The following is a 16070-nucleotide window of genomic DNA, read 5'->3' as shown; positions in this document are numbered from 1 at the left end:
TATCGGCGAGGGCGAAAAAAAACCGGCGCGGGTGCGCCGGTTACGTGTTGCGGGGCCGGTGACGGGCGGCCGATCAGGCCGCCCGCGCGCCGTTACGACGCCGAATTGCTGCGTCGCGGGCCGCCGCGCTGGCCGTCACTGCGACGGTTGCCGCCGTCGCGGCTGCCGCTCGGCTTGCCGCTCCAGCCGCCGTTGCCGCCGCCGTAGCTGCGGCCGCCGCCGTTGCCGTGACCGCCGCCCGGCTTGCCGCCGAAACGACGGCCGCCGTTACCGCCGCCCGGACGGCCGCGGCCGCCGTTGCCGCGATCGTTGCGCGGCGGCGCCTTGCGCGGCTCGAAGCCTTCGATCACGTTGACCGGCAGCGGCGAGCGCACGAAGCGCTCGATGCGCTTCAGCGCGCCTTGCTCGGCATGATGCACGAGGCTGACTGCGATGCCCGAGCGGCCCGCGCGGCCGGTACGGCCGATACGGTGCACATAGTCTTCCGCGAACTTCGGCAGGTCATAGTTGAACACGTGCGTGATGCCCGGGATGTCGATGCCGCGCGCCGCGACGTCAGTCGCGACGAGCACGCGCACGCGGCGCTCGCGCAGCGCGCGGATCGTGCGGTTGCGGGCGCCCTGCGGCAGGTCGCCGTGCAGCGCGGCCGACTCGAAGCCTGCGTCCGCGAGGCGGCCGGCAAGCTGGTCGGCGTCGATCTTGGTCGCCGTGAAGATGATCGCCTGGTCGAGCGCGTTGTCGCGCAGCAGGTGATCGAGCAGGCGATCCTTGTGATCGCGGTCGTCGACGTAGTGCACGGTCTGCGCGATGTTCGCGCGCGACTCGAGGCGCTGCTGGATCTCGATGCGCTCCGGATCCTTCAGCAGGCGGCTCGTCAGCGAACCGATCTTGCCGTCGAGCGTGGCCGAGAACAGCATCGTCTGGCGCGATTCCGGCGTCGCGTCGACGATCGTCTCGATGTCCTCGATGAAGCCCATGTCGAGCATGCGGTCGGCTTCGTCGAGCACGAGCATCTTCAGCTCGGACAGGTCGATGCGGCCGCGCTCGAGGTGGTCGAGCAGGCGGCCCGGGGTCGCGACGAGGATTTCCGGGTTCTTCGCGAGCAGCATCAGCTGCTGGCCGTAGGCGACGCCGCCGAGGATGCTGACCGTGCGCAGGCGCTTCAGGTGCTTGCCGTAGGTCGATGCGGCCGTCGTGACCTGCATCGCGAGTTCGCGGGTCGGCGTCAGCACGAGCAGGCCCGGGCGCGCGACCGGCTGCGGACGGCGGGCGCGGCGGTCCCCGTTGTTCGGCTCGCGCGGCGGGCGCGGCTGCTGTGCCTGCGCCTTCTGGAGCTGCGCGAAGCGCTCGATCGCGGGCAGCATGAACGCGGCGGTCTTGCCCGAACCGGTCGGGCTCGACACCAGCAGGTCGCGGCCGGCGATGCCGGCCGGGATCGCGCGCTGCTGGACCGGCGTCGGCTTTTCGTAGCCGGCGGCCTGCAGCGCGGAGACGATCTCCGGCGACAGCCCGAGCGACGCGAAGGTCGGCTCGTCGGCAGCCGGCGCGGCTGCAGCCTGCGCGGCGTCGTCGAGACCGAGCGCCTTGTCGGCGGTCGCGTTGAGAGGGCTGGTGGAAATGCTCGAAGTCATAACAATCCTTGAAACACAGTGGGTGAAACGTCGGCGCCAATCGCGCATACCCAAGTTGTCGGATTCAACGAGCAAATCGGAAAACGGGTGCAATCCGCCGGTTACGAGGCGGATGAGGCTAGAAGCTGTTTTGGGTGCGGCGTGCTGAGACGCGTTGCCGCCAGCCTGATAATTGACGGCCGCTAGAGCCGAAGCAGGAAGGGGACAGGTTCTAAACCGGATTGGAGCTTAACGCTACGAGGCGTCCGGCCGGTTCGGCCAGTGGGCCGAGCGCGGAAGTGACGCAGCCGGCATTATAGAGATATTTGCTGCGCTGCGCCACTGCCGATTTGACTGCGGGCCGCGATCAGGACGCGGTGCCGTTCTTCAGCGATTCGACGAGCTCGACGTATTGCTGCTTCGCGGCATCCTGCGACGTGCCCTTCAGCGCGTCCCACGCGTCGTACTTGTACTTGCCGACGATGTCGGTGAAGCCCGGCTTGTCGCCGTGCGCGTCGCCGTCGGTTGCCTGCTTGAAGAGCGCGTAGAGGCGCAGCAGCGTGAGGTTGCCCGGACGCTCGGACAGTTGCTTCACGTCTTCCTGGGCCTGGTTGAACTGGGCGGTGATGTCGCTCATCGGGTGTCTCCGTGGAGGTTTCAAGTCGGGCGATCTTAGCAAGCGCGCCGCCGCGGCGGGTCGAGCGATCCTTCCAAACCGCCGCGTGCGTCCGGTGTGCGTTGCGATCGGCTGCGTGTCGCCCGTGGGAGCGGGGCGCCGCATTACAATGTCGGCCATGACGCAAACAGTGCTCCTCGCCATCGATACGTCGACCGAATACTGCTCGGTCGCGCTGCTGCGCTCGGCCACGGCCGAATCCGCCGCTTCCTCCCTGCAAAGCTGGGTCCGCCACGAACTGACGGGCGCCGTGTCGAGCACGCGCGTGCTGCCGGCCGTCCAGGAACTCTTCGCCGAATCCGGGCTGACGCTCGCCGACTGCGACGCGATCGCGTTCGGCGCGGGCCCCGGCTCGTTCACGGGCCTGCGCACCGCGACCGGAATCGCGCAGGGCCTCGCGTTCGGGCGCGGGCTGCCGGTCGTACCGGTCGGCACGCTGCTCGCGTGCGCCGAGCATGCGCGGCTGCGCGTGCCCGGCACCGCGCGCGTGCTGGCCGCGCTCGACGCGCGGATGGACGAGGTCTACTGGGCCGAGTTCGCGTGGGACGACGGCGCCGGCGACTGGCGCACGCTGCATCCGGCCGCGCTCGATGCGCCCGCCTCGGTCGGCGTGCCCGACGCGCCGTTCACGCTCGCGGGCAACGCGGCCGCCGCGTTCGGCGCGCAGCTGCCGGCCGTCGCGCGGGCGGCTGCGATCGACGGCGACGCAATGCCGCATGCGCTGGCGGTTGCGCACGCGGCGTTGCGCGCGTTCCGGGCCGGGCGCACGGTGCCGGCCGACCAGGCCGCGCCCGAGTACGTGCGCGACAAGGTCGCGCAGACCACCGCCGAGCGGATGGCGGCGCGCGCGGCTCAATCGGGCGGAGCGCGGGAATGACTGGGGTGTTGCTGAGCGACCGGTATCTGTCGCCGATGACGGACGCCGATCTCGACGAAGTCGTCGCGATCGAGCATGCCGCCTACGAATTCCCGTGGAGCCGCGGCAACTTCGAGGATTCGCTGCGCAACGGCTATTTCGGCGTGTGCCTGCGTCACGTGACGGGGGCACTCGTCGGCTATTGCGTGCTGATGCCCGTGATCGACGAGATGCACCTGCTGAACCTGTGCGTCGCGCCGGCCGCGCAATGCACGGGCGCGGGCCTCGCGCTGCTGCGCGAGGCGGTGCGCATCGCGCAGGCGGAGCGGCTCGACGGCATGCTGCTCGAAGTGCGGCCGTCCAATCCGCGCGCGATCCATCTGTACGAGCGCTTCGGTTTCGTGACGATCGGGCGGCGCAAGAACTACTATCCGGCGCGGCATCGCGGCCGGGAGGACGCGATCGTGATGCGTCTGACGCTGAACAAGGACGGAGGCGCGCATGGCGTGGGCTGAAGCGGCACTCGAGGAAATGGGGCTGGCGCAGATCTGGGTGCGGCGCGGGCTGCGCACAGCCGATGCGCCGGCGGCCGCCGCGCAGGATGCCGTGACGAACGCGCCGGGGGCAGCTCCGGTGAGTCAGGCAGGCGAGGGCGGCGCGGCGCGCGCAGGCGCCATTGCGTCGGAGCCGGCGGCATCCGTGGCCGTCACGCCGGCGGTCGATGTGCCGACGCGCCCGCTGCCGGCATTCGCGCAGGCGGATGCACCGAAGCGAGTGTCCGACGCCGACGCAGCACCGGTCGCGACGCAGCCGCCCGAAGCGCATGCCCCGTCCGCCGCGCGCGAGCGCAGCGCATCCCGCCAAGCCGCGCGCACGGACGAAGTTGCGCCGCCGGCCGATGCGCGGCCGGTCGAAGAAGACGATTTCGCGTGGTTCGACGCCGCGCCGCCGACCGATCCCGCGCCGGTCGCCGAGCTGCGCGCGGCCGAGACGCCGGTCGCCGAGCTTGACTGGGACGCGCTTGCCGCGCGCGTGGCCGACTGCACGCGCTGCCGGCTTTGCGAGAAGCGCACCAACACCGTGTTCGGTGTCGGCGATCGCGAGGCGGACTGGATGCTGATCGGCGAAGCCCCGGGCGAAAACGAGGACAAGCAGGGCGAGCCGTTCGTCGGCCAGGCGGGCAAGCTGCTCGACAACATGCTGCAGTCGTTGTCGCTCGAGCGCGGCGCCAACGTGTACATCGCCAACGTGATCAAGTGCCGTCCGCCGGGCAACCGCAATCCGGAGCCGGACGAGGTCGCGCGCTGCGAGCCGTATCTGCAGCGCCAGGTCGCGCTCGTGAAGCCGAAGCTGATCGTGGCGCTCGGGCGCTTCGCCGCGCAGACGCTGCTGAAGACCGACGCGAGCATCGCATCGCTGCGCGGTCGCGTGCATACCTACGAAGGCGTGCCGGTGATCGTCACCTACCACCCGGCCTATCTGCTGCGCAGCCTGCAGGACAAGTCGAAGGCCTGGGCCGACCTGTGCCTCGCGCGCGATACGTTCCGTGGGACGGACATCCGTGGGGCGGCCATCCCTGGGGCCGGCGAGCGGTCCGCACAATGACAGCCGGCGCGGCGTCTTCGTTCGTCGAAACGCTGCGCGACGCCGCGGTACGCGATCTGGCGTGGCTGCTGGCGAGCCCGAGCCTGCTCGCAGCGGCGCCCGGCGCGCCGCTGGCGCAGCCGTGGTCCGATGCCGCCGAGCGGGCGGCCGCGCAAGCGTGGCTGGTCGCGCTCGACGCCGCGCCCGAGGCGCTGCACCGCGCGCTCGAAGGGCTGCGGCCGGTGCGCCTCGGGCGCTATGCCGAGTGCCTGCTCGAATTCTTCCTCACGCACGGGCCGGCGCTGCGGCTCGTCGCGGCCAACCTCGCGCTGCGCATCAACGGCCGGACGCTCGGCGAGGTGGACTTCCTCGTCGATACGCCTGACGGTCGGCGCCTGCATTGGGAACTGGCCGTGAAGTGCTACCTGTGCGCGCCCCTGTGCGACGGCGACGCGGCTTCGCTCGCCGACTTCGTCGGCCCGAATCTGGTCGACCGTTTCGATCGCAAGCGCGCCCGCCTGATCGATCACCAGCTGCGCCTGAGCGGGCGCGACGGATTCGCGCGGCTCGGCTACGGCGCGCTGTCCGACGCGCAGGTGTTCATCAAGGGATGGCTGTTCTATCCGCACGGCGCGCCGCTGCCGCGGCTCGACGGGGAAATCGCGCCGGATCATCCGCGCGGCTTCTGGCTGACCCACGCGCAGTGGGCCGCGTGGGCGGCCGCGCAGCCGGCCGACGCCGGATGGGCGGTGCTGCCGCGGCTCGCGTGGCTCGCGCCGCGCCGCATCGCGGCGGGCGCCGGCGCGCCCGAGCCGCTGGCGCCCGCGCATGCGTTGCCGGCAGGGCTGTCGGAGCGGCAGGCGCCGGCGCTGATCGGCGTCTACGGGCCGGCCGCTGACGGCGCGTGGCGCGAGACCGCACGCGGCTTCATCGTGCCGGACGACTGGCCGGAGCGGGCGCGGGCGTTCGCCGCAAAGGCGGACTGACGCGGCGTCAGCCGCCGCTCACCACCAGCGGTGGAAGTGATGCACGGGGCCGACGCCGTGGCCCACGTCGAGGCGGTCGCTGGCGGCGATCGCGCCGGTGAGGTAGGCCTTCGCGTCGCGCACGGCGCTTTCCAGATCGGGATGCCGCGGCAGCAACGCGGCGATTGCGGACGACAGCGTACAGCCGGTGCCGTGCGTATTGCTCGCGCGCACGCGCGGGCCGTCGAAGCGCACGGTGCGGGCCGCGTCGACGAGCCAGTCGGGGCTCGCGTCGGCGTCCGGCAGGTGGCCGCCCTTCATCAGCACGGCGTGCGCGCCCGCTGCAACGAGCGCCTGACCCTGCCGGACCATTTCGTCTTCGGTCGTCGCCGGCGCGTCGCCGAGCAGCGCGGCCGCCTCGGGCAGGTTCGGCGTGACGACGGTGGCGAGCGGCAGCAGCTCGCCGCGCAGCGCGTCGACCGCATCCGGCGCGAGCAGCGCGTGCGAACTCTTCGAGATCATCACCGTGTCGAGCACAATGTAGCGGGGCGCGTAGCGGCGCAGCGCGTCGGCGACCGCGTGCACGATCGCCGCGTTCGCCAGCATGCCGATCTTCACCGCGTCGATGCGGATGTCGCCGAACACCGCGTCGAGCTGGGCGGTCACGAACGCGGCGTCGGGCGCATGCACGCCGGACACGCCGCGCGTATTCTGCGCGGTCAGCGCGGTGATCACGCTCGCGCCGTACGCGCCGAGCGCGGAGAAGGTCTTCAGGTCGGCCTGGATGCCGGCACCGCCGCCGGAATCGGAGCCGGCGATCGTCAGCACGTTGGGGATCGGATGCGTCATGATGGCAAAGCGCCGGTTCGGGAACCGGCGCGGGCATGCGGGAACGGGAGCGGGCGCGTCAGTGCTTCGCCTCGCCGATCAGCGCGACCGAATCGAACTGGCGCTGGTTCGCCTGGTGGCGGCGCATCACGAGCCACATCGTCAGGCAGACGAACGTGCCGAACAGCACGATGACGACGCCGACCGGCACGTCGAGCCACACGAGCACCGCGTACAGGCACAGCATCACGAGCACCGACAGGTTCTCGTTGAAGTTCTGCACCGCGATCGAATGGCCGGCCGACAGCAGCACGTGGCCGCGGTGCTGCAGGAGCGCGTTCATCGGCACGACAAAGTAGCCGGACAGCGCGCCGACGCACATCAGGAAGATGTACGCGATGATCAGGTAGACCGGCAGCCGGAAGTGACCGAGATGGACGATCCAGGTCGACGGGATCAGGTCGCGCGAGTAGAACGCCATCAGCATCACCGCGATGCCCATGATGACGCCGACGGGCAGCACGGTCAGCGACTTCTTCAGCGGGATCCGGCTGGCCGCGGCGATCGCGCCGGCCGCGACGCCGAATGCGACGACCGCCTGCAGCAGCGCGCCTTCGGACAGCGACATGCCGAGCGACACCTCGGCCCATTTCAGCACGATGAACTGCAGCGTCGCGCCGGCGCCCCAGAACAGCGTCGTGACCGCGAGCGAGATCTGGCCGAGCTTGTCGTGCCAGAGCGCCGTGAAGCAGTCGGCAAAGTCGGTGATGAGCTTGATCGGGCCGTGCTGCTGCTTCGGATAGCGTGCGCCGGTGTCGGGAATGCGCAGGTTGAACAGCGCGGCGACCACGTAGATCGCGAGGATCACCGCGATCGCGGCTTCGGCGGGCGTGCTGATCCACGCGGGCGTATGCGCGATCACGTGCGATGCGACGTGCGGACTGATCAGCGCGCCGCCGAGCACGGTGCCGAGGATGATCGAGCTGACGGTCGTGCCCTCGATCCAGCCGTTCGCCGCGACGAGCCGGTCGGCCGGCAGCAGCTCAGTGAGAATGCCGTACTTGGCGGGGGAGTAGGCCGCCGCGCCGAAGCCGACGATCCCGTAGGCGATCAGCGGATGGGCGCCGAACAGCATGATCAGGCAGCCGGCGACCTTGATCGAGTTGGTGATGAACATCACGTGGCCCTTCGGGCGCGAATCCGCGAAGGCGCCGACGAACGCCGCGAGCACGACATAGGACAACACGAAGAACAGCTTGAGCAGCGGTGTCATCCAGTTTGGGGCGTGGAGGTCTTTCAGCAGGGCAATGGCGGCGATAAGGAGCGCACTGTCGGCCAGCGACGAGAAGAACTGCGCGGCCATGATGGTGTAAAAACCTTTTTTCATCTGATGCGATGCTTTCGTCGCTGCGGTCCGGCCGTATGGGCCGCCGGATAGGCGATCGGCTTATTCCGTTCGAAATGGGTTGTGCGCACGGCTTTATAACACGAAAATACAGCGATTCGGACTAGCAAGATTCCCCGATCGTTCCGCAAGTTGTCGGCTTCGGCGCCCAAAAGGCGCGGTAAGCTGATGATTCGCAAGCGTCTTTACGTAAATTTCCCATGCCGCGCCCGATCTCCGCCACCATCCATACCGCTGCTCTCGCCAACAATCTCTCCGTCGTCCGACGCTACGCCGGCCAGTCCAAGGTCTGGGCGGTCGTCAAGGCCAACGCGTACGGGCATGGCCTCGCGCGTTCGTTTCCCGGCTTGCGCGGCACCGACGGCTTCGGGCTGCTCGACCTCGACGAGGCCGTCAAGCTGCGCGAGCTCGGCTGGGCCGGCCCGATCCTGCTGCTCGAAGGGTTCTTCCGTTCGACCGACATCGACGTGATCGACCGCTACAGCCTGACCACGACCGTCCACAACGACGAGCAGATGCGGATGCTGGAAACGGCGCGGCTGTCGAAGCCCGTCAACGTCCAGCTGAAGATGAACAGCGGGATGAACCGGCTCGGCTACGCGCCCGAGAAATATCGCGCCGCGTGGGAGCGCGCGCGCGCCTGCCACGGCATCGGCCAGATCACGTTGATGACCCATTTTTCGGACGCGGACAGCGAGCGCGGCGTCGCCGAGCAGCTGGCCGCGTTCGAGCGCGGTGCCGAACACATTGCCGGCGCGCGCAGCCTCGCGAATTCGGCGGCGGTGCTCTGGCACCCGGGCACGCATTTCGACTGGGTGCGCCCGGGCATCATGCTGTACGGCGCGTCGCCGTCCGGGCGCTCCGCCGACATCGCCGACACGGGGCTCAAGCCGACGATGACGCTCGCGTCCGAGCTGATCGCGGTGCAGACGATCGCGAAGGGGCAGTCGATCGGCTACGGCTCGACGTTCTCCGCGCAGGCGCAGATGCGCATCGGCGTCGTCGCGTGCGGCTATGCGGACGGCTATCCGCGCGTAGCGCCCGAGGGCACGCCGGTGATCGTCGACGGCATCCGCACGCGGATCGTCGGCCGCGTGTCGATGGACATGATCACGGTCGACTTGACCCCGTGCCCGCAGGCCGGCGTCGGTTCGCGCGTCGAGCTGTGGGGCAACGAGCTGCCGATCGACGACGTGGCGCGCCACTGCGGGACGATCGGCTATGAACTGATGTGTGCGGTCGCGGCCCGCGTGCCGGTGCGCGCGGAATAAGGGCGCACCGCGTGGCTAAACAGAAAACGGTTTACGTCTGCAGCGAGTGCGGCGGTCAGTCCCCGAAGTGGCAGGGGCAGTGCCCGTCGTGCCAGGCCTGGAACACGCTGGTCGAATCGGCCGCCGAAGCGCCGTCCGCACATCGCTTCCAGTCGCTCGCGAAGCGCGCGCCGGTGCAGCGCCTCGTCGACATCGAGGCGGCCGACGTGCCGCGCTTCTCGACCGGCATCGGCGAATTCGACCGCGTGCTCGGCGGCGGGCTGGTCGCGGGCGGCGTGGTGCTGATCGGCGGCGATCCTGGCATCGGCAAGTCGACGCTGCTGCTGCAGTCGCTCGCGGGCATCGCGAGCGAACGGCGCACGCTCTATATCAGCGGCGAGGAGTCGGCCGCGCAGATCGCGTTGCGCGCGCAGCGGCTCGCGCTGCTCGACGGCGGCGTGCCGGCGGCCGAATTGAAGCTGCTCGCGGAGATCCAGCTCGAGAAGATCCAGGCGGCGATCGACGCGGAGCGGCCGGACGTCGCGGTCGTCGACTCGATCCAGACCGTCTATTCGGAGGCGCTCACGTCGGCGCCCGGCTCGGTCGCGCAGGTGCGCGAGTGCGCGGCGCAGCTCACGCGGATCGCGAAGCAGTCCGGCACCGCGATCATCATGGTCGGGCACGTGACGAAGGAGGGCAACCTGGCCGGCCCGCGCGTACTCGAGCACATCGTCGACACGGTGCTGTACTTCGAGGGCGACACCCATTCGTCGTTCCGCCTCGTGCGCGCGTTCAAGAACCGCTTCGGCGCGGTGAACGAGCTGGGCGTGTTCGCGATGACCGAGCGCGGCCTGCGCGGCGTCGCGAATCCGTCCGCGCTGTTTCTGTCGCAGCACGAGCAGGTCGTGCCCGGCTCGTGCGTGCTCGTCACGCAGGAGGGCACGCGCCCGCTGCTCGTCGAGATTCAGGCGCTCGTCGACACCGCGCACGTGCCGAACCCGCGCCGGCTCGCGGTCGGCCTCGAGCAGAACCGGCTCGCGATGCTGCTCGCGGTGCTGCACCGTCATGCGGGCATCGCGTGCTTCGACCAGGACGTGTTCCTCAATGCGGTGGGCGGCGTGAAGATCGCCGAGCCCGCCGCCGACCTCGCGGTGCTGCTCGCGATCCATTCGTCGATGCGCAACAAGGCGCTGCCGAAGGGCCTGATCGTGTTCGGCGAAGTCGGGCTGGCCGGCGAGATCCGGCCGTCGCCGCGCGGGCAGGAGCGTCTGCGCGAGGCCGCGAAGCTCGGCTTCACGACCGCGCTGATCCCGAAGGCGAATGCGCCGAAACAGCCGATCGACGGGCTGGAGGTGATGGCGGTCGATCGGCTCGAACAGGCGATCGACCGGGTGCGCGGGCTCGAATGAGCGCCGCCGCGCGCCGGGGGGAGCGCCCCCGGCGATCTGTCGCGTAATGCGCTGTAAATGTTCTGTAGGGTTGTGTAACCCGGCGGACATCGCTTTTCCCTATCCTTTTGCGGACAGCCGAACCGTGCAATGCGAAAGGGACCTATGTTGAAACAGTACGGGCATGCGCCGGACCGACACCTCCACAACCTGCGCGGTTGCCGCGTGTCGGAGCCGATCCGCCAGCCGTGGGGCGGCGGGTGCCGGATCGTCGAATGGATCGACGCGGAAGGGCGCCTCGCGCGACGGGTCGTCGCGGAGGACGTGACGGAAGCGGAAGTCGTCGAGGTGATCCGGCGGCCGACCGAAGGGCGCCGCCATCTGATGCGCGACGACGAGCAGATGCCGCGGGATACGCTGCCGCGGCGCTGAGCGGGCGGCCTGCCGGGCCGCGCGGCGGTCAGCCGATCTGCTCTAGCTCTTCCTGTGCGGCGAGCCAGTCGCCCTCGACTGATTCGAGCCGCGCGCTGACGTCGCCCAGCTTGCGGATCGCGTCGGTCAGTTCGGTCTTGCGCTCCGCTTCGTAGCTCGCCGGATCGGCGACGAATGCGTCGAGGCGGGCCTTCTCCGCGTGCAGCGCTTCCATTTCCTTTTCCAGCTTCGTGATGCGCGTCTGCAGCGGCCTTCTCAGGTGCGACAGCCGCTGCCGTGCCTCGGCTTCCTGACGCTTCTGGTCCTTGCGGTTGACGGCCGGCTCCACGCCCGCCGCGGCTGCGCTGTCGGCCTTCGCGGCCGCGCGCTGCTCGGCCGCGTGCTGCAGCAGCCAGTCGCGGTAGTCGTCGAGGTCGCCGTCGAACGGCTGCAGCCGGTGCTTCGCGACGAGCATGAACTGGTCGGTCGTCGCGCGCAGCAGGTGCCGGTCGTGCGAGACCAGGATCAGCGTGCCGTCGAATTGCGCGAGCGCCATCGTCAGCGCGTGGCGCGTCTCGAGGTCGAGGTGGTTGGTCGGCTCGTCGAGCAGCAGCAGGTTCGGCTTCTGCCAGATGATCAGCGCGAGCGCGAGGCGCGCTTTCTCGCCGCCCGAGAACGGGGCGACCGGGCTCGTCGCCATGTCGCCCGAGAAATTGAAGCCGCCGAGGAAGTCGCGCAGTTCCTGTTCGCGCGTGTCGGGCGCGAGCCGTGCGAGGTGCGCGAGCGGCGAATCGTCCTCGCGCAGCGTTTCGAGCTGATGCTGCGCGAAATAGCCGATCGTCAGCCCCTTGCCTTCGCGCACATGGCCGGACAGCGGTTCGAGCGTCGCCGCGAGCGTCTTGATCAGCGTCGACTTGCCCTGGCCGTTCGCGCCGAGCAGGCCGATGCGCTGGCCGTTCTGGATCGACAGCGACACGCGCTCGACGATCGGGATCTCGGCGCCGTCGTCGCCGTGGTAGCCGCAGCGAACGTCTTCCATCACCATCATCGGATTCGGCGCGGCGTCGGGCGTGCGGAATTCGAACGTGAACGGCGACGCGACGTGCGCCGGCGCGATCAGCTCCATCTTCTCGAGCGCCTTCATCCGGCTCTGCGCCTGACGGGCCTTGGTGGCCTTGGCCTTGAAGCGGTCGATGAAGCTCTGCAGGTGCGCGACCGTCTTCTGCTGCTTTTCGTACGCGCTTTGCTGCAGCGCGAGCTGCTGCGCGCGCAGCACTTCGAATTGCGAGTAGTTGCCGCCGTAGCGTTTCACCTGCCGGTTCTCGAGGTGCAGCGTGACGTTGCAGATGGAATCGAGAAACTCGCGGTCGTGCGAGATCACGACGAGCGTGCCGGGGTAGCGGTGCAGCCAGTCTTCGAGCCAGACGATCGCGTCGAGGTCGAGGTGGTTGGTCGGTTCGTCGAGCAGCAGCAGGTCGGAGCGGCACATCAGCGCCTGCGCGAGGTTCAGGCGCATGCGCCAGCCGCCGGAGAAGCTCGAGACCGGCTCGCGCGTCTGCGCGAGCGTGAAGCCGAGGCCGAGCAGCAGCGCTTGCGCGCGCGCCGGCGCGGTGTAGCCGTCGGCATCGGCGAATGCCGCATGGGCTTCCGCTTCGGCCGAACCGTCATGCGCGGCCGAAGCGGCGGCGATGCGCGCCTCGATCTCGCGCAGCGCGGCGTCGCCGTCGAGCGTGTAGTCGAGCGCCGAGCGCTCGACGGCCGGCGTTTCCTGCGACACGTGGGCGATCCGCCACGACGGCGGCATCGAGAAATCGCCCGCGTCGGCGTGCAGCTCGCCGCGCAGGACCGCGAACAGCGTCGACTTGCCGGCGCCGTTCGCGCCGATCAGGCCGGCCTTCTCGCCGGGATTGAGCGCGAACGACGCCGCGTCGAACAGCGGCTTGGTGCCGCGCGCAAGGCTGAACTGATTGAAACGGATCACGACGGAAATGACTGGGCAAAACCGCTATTCTAGACTGCGGGCCGCGCACCGGGCATTGGCCGTTCGGGAGATACCGTTTCCGCGCGTTTTTCGCCTAGACTTCACGTCGGTTCGAATTCGAAAGGGGGCACGATGTCCACACTGTATTCCTTCAACGCGGAGACGCTCGCCGGTGCGCCGGCGTCGCTCGATGCGTATCGCGGCAAGGTGCTGCTGATCGTCAACACGGCGAGCGAGTGCGGATTCACGCCGCAGTATGCCGGCCTGCAGAAGCTCTACGACCAGTACGCGGCGCGCGGCTTCTTCGTGCTCGGCTTCCCGTGCAACCAGTTCGGCAAGCAGGAGCCGGGCGACGCCGCGCAGATCGGCGCATTCTGCGAGCGCAACTACGGGGTGACGTTCCCGATGTTCGCGAAGATCGACGTGAAGGGCGACAATGCGCATCCGCTGTATCGCTACCTGACCGACGAAGCGCCCGGCATCCTCGGGCTCAAGGCGATCAAATGGAACTTCACGAAGTTCCTGGTCGACCGCGACGGCCGGATCGTCAAGCGCTACGCGCCGTCGACCAAGCCCGACGAAATCGCCGCCGACGTCGAAAAGCTGCTGTGACGCCCGAAGCGGCCGGCGCGGGTCGCCATGGCATCAGGAGGCTGCTCACAGAATCGGCGCGAACAGCCGCGCGATGTGCATCGCGACCCGCCGCCACGCGGGCGAGCGGCGGTATTCGCTCGCGTCGACTTCGTAGGCCAGCGCGAAGTCGGCCGTGAGCATCGCCTCGACCTCGTCGGCGAATGCGCGATCGACGGTCAGCACCATGATCTCGAAGTTCAGGCGAAACGAGCGGTTGTCGAGGTTCGCGCTGCCGATCGCGGCCGCGCTGCGATCGATCAGCACCACCTTCTGGTGCAGGAAGCCCGGCCGGTAGCGGAACACCTTGACGCCTGCGTCGGCGAGGTCGCGTGCGTACAGCTTCGACGCCTCGAACACGACGACGTGATCGCGCCGGCTCGGAATCAGGATGCGCACGTCGACCCCGCGCATCACCGCGAGCTTGAGCGCGGCGATCACCGCTTCGTCGGGGACGAGATACGGCGTCGTGATCCACACCCGCTCGCGCGCCGCGTTGATCGTCTCGACGAAGAACAGCGAGCCGGTTTCCTGCTTGTCGGCCGGCCCCATCGGCACCGCGAGGCAGTGCATGTCGGCGTCCGGCAGCGCGGCGGGCGGCGGCGCGAACGGCGGCAGGTTCTGCGTCGCCCAGTGCCAGTCTTCCGCGAACACGTACTGGATGCTCGCGACGACGGGGCCGCGCAGCTCGATGTGCGTGTCGCGCCACGGCGACAGCCGGGGTTTCGCGCCGAGATACTCGACGCCGACGTTGTGTCCGCCGACGAACGCGCAATTGCCGTCGACGACGACGATCTTGCGGTGATTGCGGAAGTTGAGCTGGAAACGGTTGACGAACTGGCGCTTGGTCGCGAACGGATGGACTTCGACGCCGCCCGCGCGCAGTGCGTCGACGTAGCCGTGCGGCAGGTCGAAGCTGCCGATGCTGTCGTAAAGCAGGTAGCAGCGCACGCCCGCGGCCGCACGCGCGAGCAGCGCGTCGCGCAGCATCTGGCCGAGCGCGTCGTCGCGGACGATGAAGAACTGGACGATCACGTAATCGCGCGCGTCGTCGATCGCCGACAGGATCGCCGCGAACGTCGCCTCGCCGTTGACGAGCGTGCGCACCGCATTGCCGGCGAGAAACGGCATGCCGCCGAGCCGCGTGAGCGCATGCACCGCGGGCTGGCCGAGCGCGCTCGCGGCCGCGCCGTCGGTCGAATCGGCGGCGGCCCACGGAACGGGATGCGTATGCGTGCGCAGCGCTTCGGTCTCGTGGCGGCGCGCGTCGACGTAGCCGGAGAACTTGCTGCGGCCGAGGAACAGATACGGGATCAGCGTCAGGTAGGGCATCGCCGCGAGCGACACGGCCCACGCGATCGCGCCTTGCGACGTGCGCGTGTTCAGGATGGCGTGGCAGGCCGCGACGATTCCGAGCACATGGATGGCCAGGATGAGCGTGCCGAGGTGTAGCCAGTCGAGTGTCATAAGCGCGTGGCGGACTCCTGAAGCGCGGCATCGCGGCCGCTTACGCGCATCTTACCGAACCGCGCGGCGCAGCGGGGCGCCGCGCGGCTCGGGCTGGCGGGGCGTCAGGGCTTCTGCGGGAGATCCGACGCCTGGATCAGGAACACGCTGTCTTCGCCGGCGCTGGTCGACAGCCACGTCAGCTCGAGGCCGCCGAATGCCGCTTCGACATGCTCGCGCTCGTTGCCGATCTCGACGACCAGCACGCCGTCGTCTTGCAGCCAGTTGCGCGCCTCGCCGATGATGCGGCGCACGACGTCCATCCCGTCCTCGCCGCCGGCGAGCGCCATCTCGGGCTCGTGCCGGTATTCGGGCGGCAGCGCGGCCATCGACGCCGCGTTGACGTACGGCGGGTTCGTCAGGATCACGTCATAGCGCGCGCCCGGCTCGGACGAGCGGAACAGCGGCAGCGGCGCGTAGAGGTCGCCGCGGTGCAGCGAGATGCGGTCCTCGAGCCCGTAGTCGCGCACGTTGATCTCCGCGACCTCGAGCGCCTTGTCGGACAGGTCGACCGCGTCGATCTCGGCGTTCGGGAACGCGCTCGCCGCGAGGATCGCGAGGCAGCCTGAGCCGGTGCACAGCTCGAGCACCGCGCCGACCTGCTCCGGATCGGCGACGTACGGCTGCAGGCCGTCGTCGAGCAGCTCGCCGATGAACGAGCGCGGCACGATTACGCGCTCGTCGACGTAGAAGCGGTGACCGTGCATCCACGCTTCGTGCGTCAGATAGGCGGCCGGCACGCGCTCGGTCGCGCGCCGCTCGATCACGGTCAGCACGGCGTCGATCTCGTCGGGCAGCAGGCGCGCGTCGAGGAACGGCTCGAGCGTGTCGAGCGGCAGGTCGAGCGTGCGCAGCACCAGATAGGCCGCTTCGTCGTATGCGTTGTCCGAGCCGTGGCCGAACGCGAGCTTCGCCTTCGAGAAGCGCGTGACCGCGTAGCGCAGCAGGTCGCGAACTGTTGCAAAAGGTGTCGTCATGCG

At 69.4% G+C, this 16070-nt stretch carries 15 protein-coding genes; 8 read left to right on the top strand and 7 right to left on the bottom strand.

All coding sequences use genetic code 11. The annotated features are described in order from the left end of the window. Positions 1–92 precede the first annotated feature (92 nt). Together HWX31_RS17050 and HWX31_RS17045 are read right to left on the bottom strand one after the other, a co-directional pair. Entirely contained in the window at positions 93–1631 is a 1539-nt protein-coding gene (locus HWX31_RS17050; RefSeq protein ID WP_174966029.1) for a DEAD/DEAH box helicase, read from the bottom strand. A 346-nt stretch (positions 1632–1977) separates the two neighbouring features. Beyond that, complete coding sequence (locus HWX31_RS17045; RefSeq protein WP_059563494.1) at positions 1978–2247, bottom strand: acyl-CoA-binding protein; 270 nt, start codon at positions 2245–2247, stop codon at positions 1978–1980. Positions 2248–2395: 148 nt separating this feature from the next. On the opposite strand from HWX31_RS17045, the gene tsaB reads away from it, so the two are divergent. Genes tsaB through HWX31_RS17025 form a run of 4 tightly spaced genes read left to right on the top strand, consistent with a single transcriptional unit; the run spans position 2396 to position 5712 of the window. Beyond that, positions 2396–3163, top strand: coding sequence for a tRNA (adenosine(37)-N6)-threonylcarbamoyltransferase complex dimerization subunit type 1 TsaB (gene tsaB, locus HWX31_RS17040; protein WP_174966030.1), 768 nt, complete (start codon positions 2396–2398; stop codon positions 3161–3163). After that, on the top strand, positions 3160–3657 hold the full coding sequence (gene rimI / locus HWX31_RS17035; protein WP_045567600.1) for a ribosomal protein S18-alanine N-acetyltransferase: 498 nt from the start codon (positions 3160–3162) through the stop codon (positions 3655–3657). Before tsaB ends, rimI begins: the two co-directional genes overlap by 4 nt. Beyond that, positions 3644–4747: a uracil-DNA glycosylase gene (locus HWX31_RS17030; protein ID WP_174966031.1), complete on the top strand. Its 1104-nt coding sequence runs from the start codon at positions 3644–3646 to the stop codon at positions 4745–4747. Before rimI ends, HWX31_RS17030 begins: the two co-directional genes overlap by 14 nt. Further along, entirely contained in the window at positions 4744–5712 is a 969-nt protein-coding gene (locus HWX31_RS17025) for a DUF1853 family protein (RefSeq protein WP_175933945.1), read from the top strand. Before HWX31_RS17030 ends, HWX31_RS17025 begins: the two co-directional genes overlap by 4 nt. A gap of 18 nt (positions 5713–5730) precedes the next feature. Here the strand turns inward: HWX31_RS17025 and thiD are convergent, their stop codons facing one another. Both thiD and lplT read right to left on the bottom strand, forming a co-directional pair. Next, on the bottom strand, positions 5731–6540 hold the full coding sequence (thiD, locus tag HWX31_RS17020) for a bifunctional hydroxymethylpyrimidine kinase/phosphomethylpyrimidine kinase (RefSeq protein WP_174961942.1): 810 nt from the start codon (positions 6538–6540) through the stop codon (positions 5731–5733). A gap of 58 nt (positions 6541–6598) precedes the next feature. Next, a complete protein-coding gene (gene lplT, locus HWX31_RS17015; RefSeq protein ID WP_174961944.1) occupies positions 6599–7906 on the bottom strand; it encodes a lysophospholipid transporter LplT in 1308 nt (435 codons plus the stop codon). Positions 7907–8124: 218 nt separating this feature from the next. Between lplT and alr the strand changes: the two genes are divergently transcribed. From alr to HWX31_RS17000, 3 genes are all read left to right on the top strand, one after another. After that, positions 8125–9195 (top strand): alanine racemase, encoded by a 1071-nt coding sequence (alr, locus tag HWX31_RS17010; RefSeq protein ID WP_174961946.1) that lies wholly within the window; start codon positions 8125–8127, stop codon positions 9193–9195. Between the two features lie 11 nt (positions 9196–9206). Beyond that, the gene (gene radA / locus HWX31_RS17005; protein ID WP_076475769.1) at positions 9207–10583 is read left to right on the top strand and encodes a DNA repair protein RadA; all 1377 of its coding nucleotides are present in this window, start codon (positions 9207–9209) and stop codon (positions 10581–10583) included. A 144-nt stretch (positions 10584–10727) separates the two neighbouring features. Then, entirely contained in the window at positions 10728–10994 is a 267-nt protein-coding gene (locus HWX31_RS17000; RefSeq protein ID WP_174961948.1) for a DUF2866 domain-containing protein, read from the top strand. A gap of 28 nt (positions 10995–11022) precedes the next feature. Here HWX31_RS17000 and HWX31_RS16995 read toward each other — a convergent pair whose 3' ends face one another. Beyond that, on the bottom strand, positions 11023–12954 hold the full coding sequence (locus HWX31_RS16995) for an ATP-binding cassette domain-containing protein (protein ID WP_174961950.1): 1932 nt from the start codon (positions 12952–12954) through the stop codon (positions 11023–11025). A 132-nt stretch (positions 12955–13086) separates the two neighbouring features. Between HWX31_RS16995 and HWX31_RS16990 the strand changes: the two genes are divergently transcribed. Next, positions 13087–13566 (top strand): glutathione peroxidase, encoded by a 480-nt coding sequence (locus HWX31_RS16990; protein WP_059609172.1) that lies wholly within the window; start codon positions 13087–13089, stop codon positions 13564–13566. A 45-nt stretch (positions 13567–13611) separates the two neighbouring features. Here HWX31_RS16990 and cls read toward each other — a convergent pair whose 3' ends face one another. Then, the gene (cls, locus tag HWX31_RS16985) at positions 13612–15051 is read right to left on the bottom strand and encodes a cardiolipin synthase (protein ID WP_174961952.1); all 1440 of its coding nucleotides are present in this window, start codon (positions 15049–15051) and stop codon (positions 13612–13614) included. 104 nt (positions 15052–15155) lie between these two features. Further along, complete coding sequence (gene prmB, locus HWX31_RS16980; RefSeq protein WP_174961954.1) at positions 15156–16067, bottom strand: 50S ribosomal protein L3 N(5)-glutamine methyltransferase; 912 nt, start codon at positions 16065–16067, stop codon at positions 15156–15158. Between the last annotated feature and the right edge of the window lie 3 nt (positions 16068–16070).

This window comes from Burkholderia ubonensis, assembly GCF_902833085.1.
GTDB classification, from domain to species: domain Bacteria; phylum Pseudomonadota; class Gammaproteobacteria; order Burkholderiales; family Burkholderiaceae; genus Burkholderia; species Burkholderia ubonensis.
Note: the sequence above shows the minus strand (reverse complement) of the source record. Positions and strands in the feature narration are given on the sequence as shown.

Coding starts and splice junctions, on each gene's coding strand:
- HWX31_RS17050 (WP_174966029.1), bottom strand. CDS start 1,631: ATGACTTCGAGCATTTCCACCAGCCCTCTCAACGCGACCGCCGACAAG.
- HWX31_RS17045 (WP_059563494.1), bottom strand. CDS start 2,247: ATGAGCGACATCACCGCCCAGTTCAACCAGGCCCAGGAAGACGTGAAG.
- tsaB (WP_174966030.1), top strand. CDS start 2,396: ATGTCGGCCATGACGCAAACAGTGCTCCTCGCCATCGATACGTCGACC.
- rimI (WP_045567600.1), top strand. CDS start 3,160: ATGACTGGGGTGTTGCTGAGCGACCGGTATCTGTCGCCGATGACGGAC.
- HWX31_RS17030 (WP_174966031.1), top strand. CDS start 3,644: ATGGCGTGGGCTGAAGCGGCACTCGAGGAAATGGGGCTGGCGCAGATC.
- HWX31_RS17025 (WP_175933945.1), top strand. CDS start 4,744: ATGACAGCCGGCGCGGCGTCTTCGTTCGTCGAAACGCTGCGCGACGCC.
- thiD (WP_174961942.1), bottom strand. CDS start 6,540: ATGACGCATCCGATCCCCAACGTGCTGACGATCGCCGGCTCCGATTCC.
- lplT (WP_174961944.1), bottom strand. CDS start 7,906: ATGAAAAAAGGTTTTTACACCATCATGGCCGCGCAGTTCTTCTCGTCG.
- alr (WP_174961946.1), top strand. CDS start 8,125: ATGCCGCGCCCGATCTCCGCCACCATCCATACCGCTGCTCTCGCCAAC.
- HWX31_RS17000 (WP_174961948.1), top strand. CDS start 10,728: ATGTTGAAACAGTACGGGCATGCGCCGGACCGACACCTCCACAACCTG.
- HWX31_RS16990 (WP_059609172.1), top strand. CDS start 13,087: ATGTCCACACTGTATTCCTTCAACGCGGAGACGCTCGCCGGTGCGCCG.
- cls (WP_174961952.1), bottom strand. CDS start 15,051: ATGACACTCGACTGGCTACACCTCGGCACGCTCATCCTGGCCATCCAT.
- prmB (WP_174961954.1), bottom strand. CDS start 16,067: ATGACGACACCTTTTGCAACAGTTCGCGACCTGCTGCGCTACGCGGTC.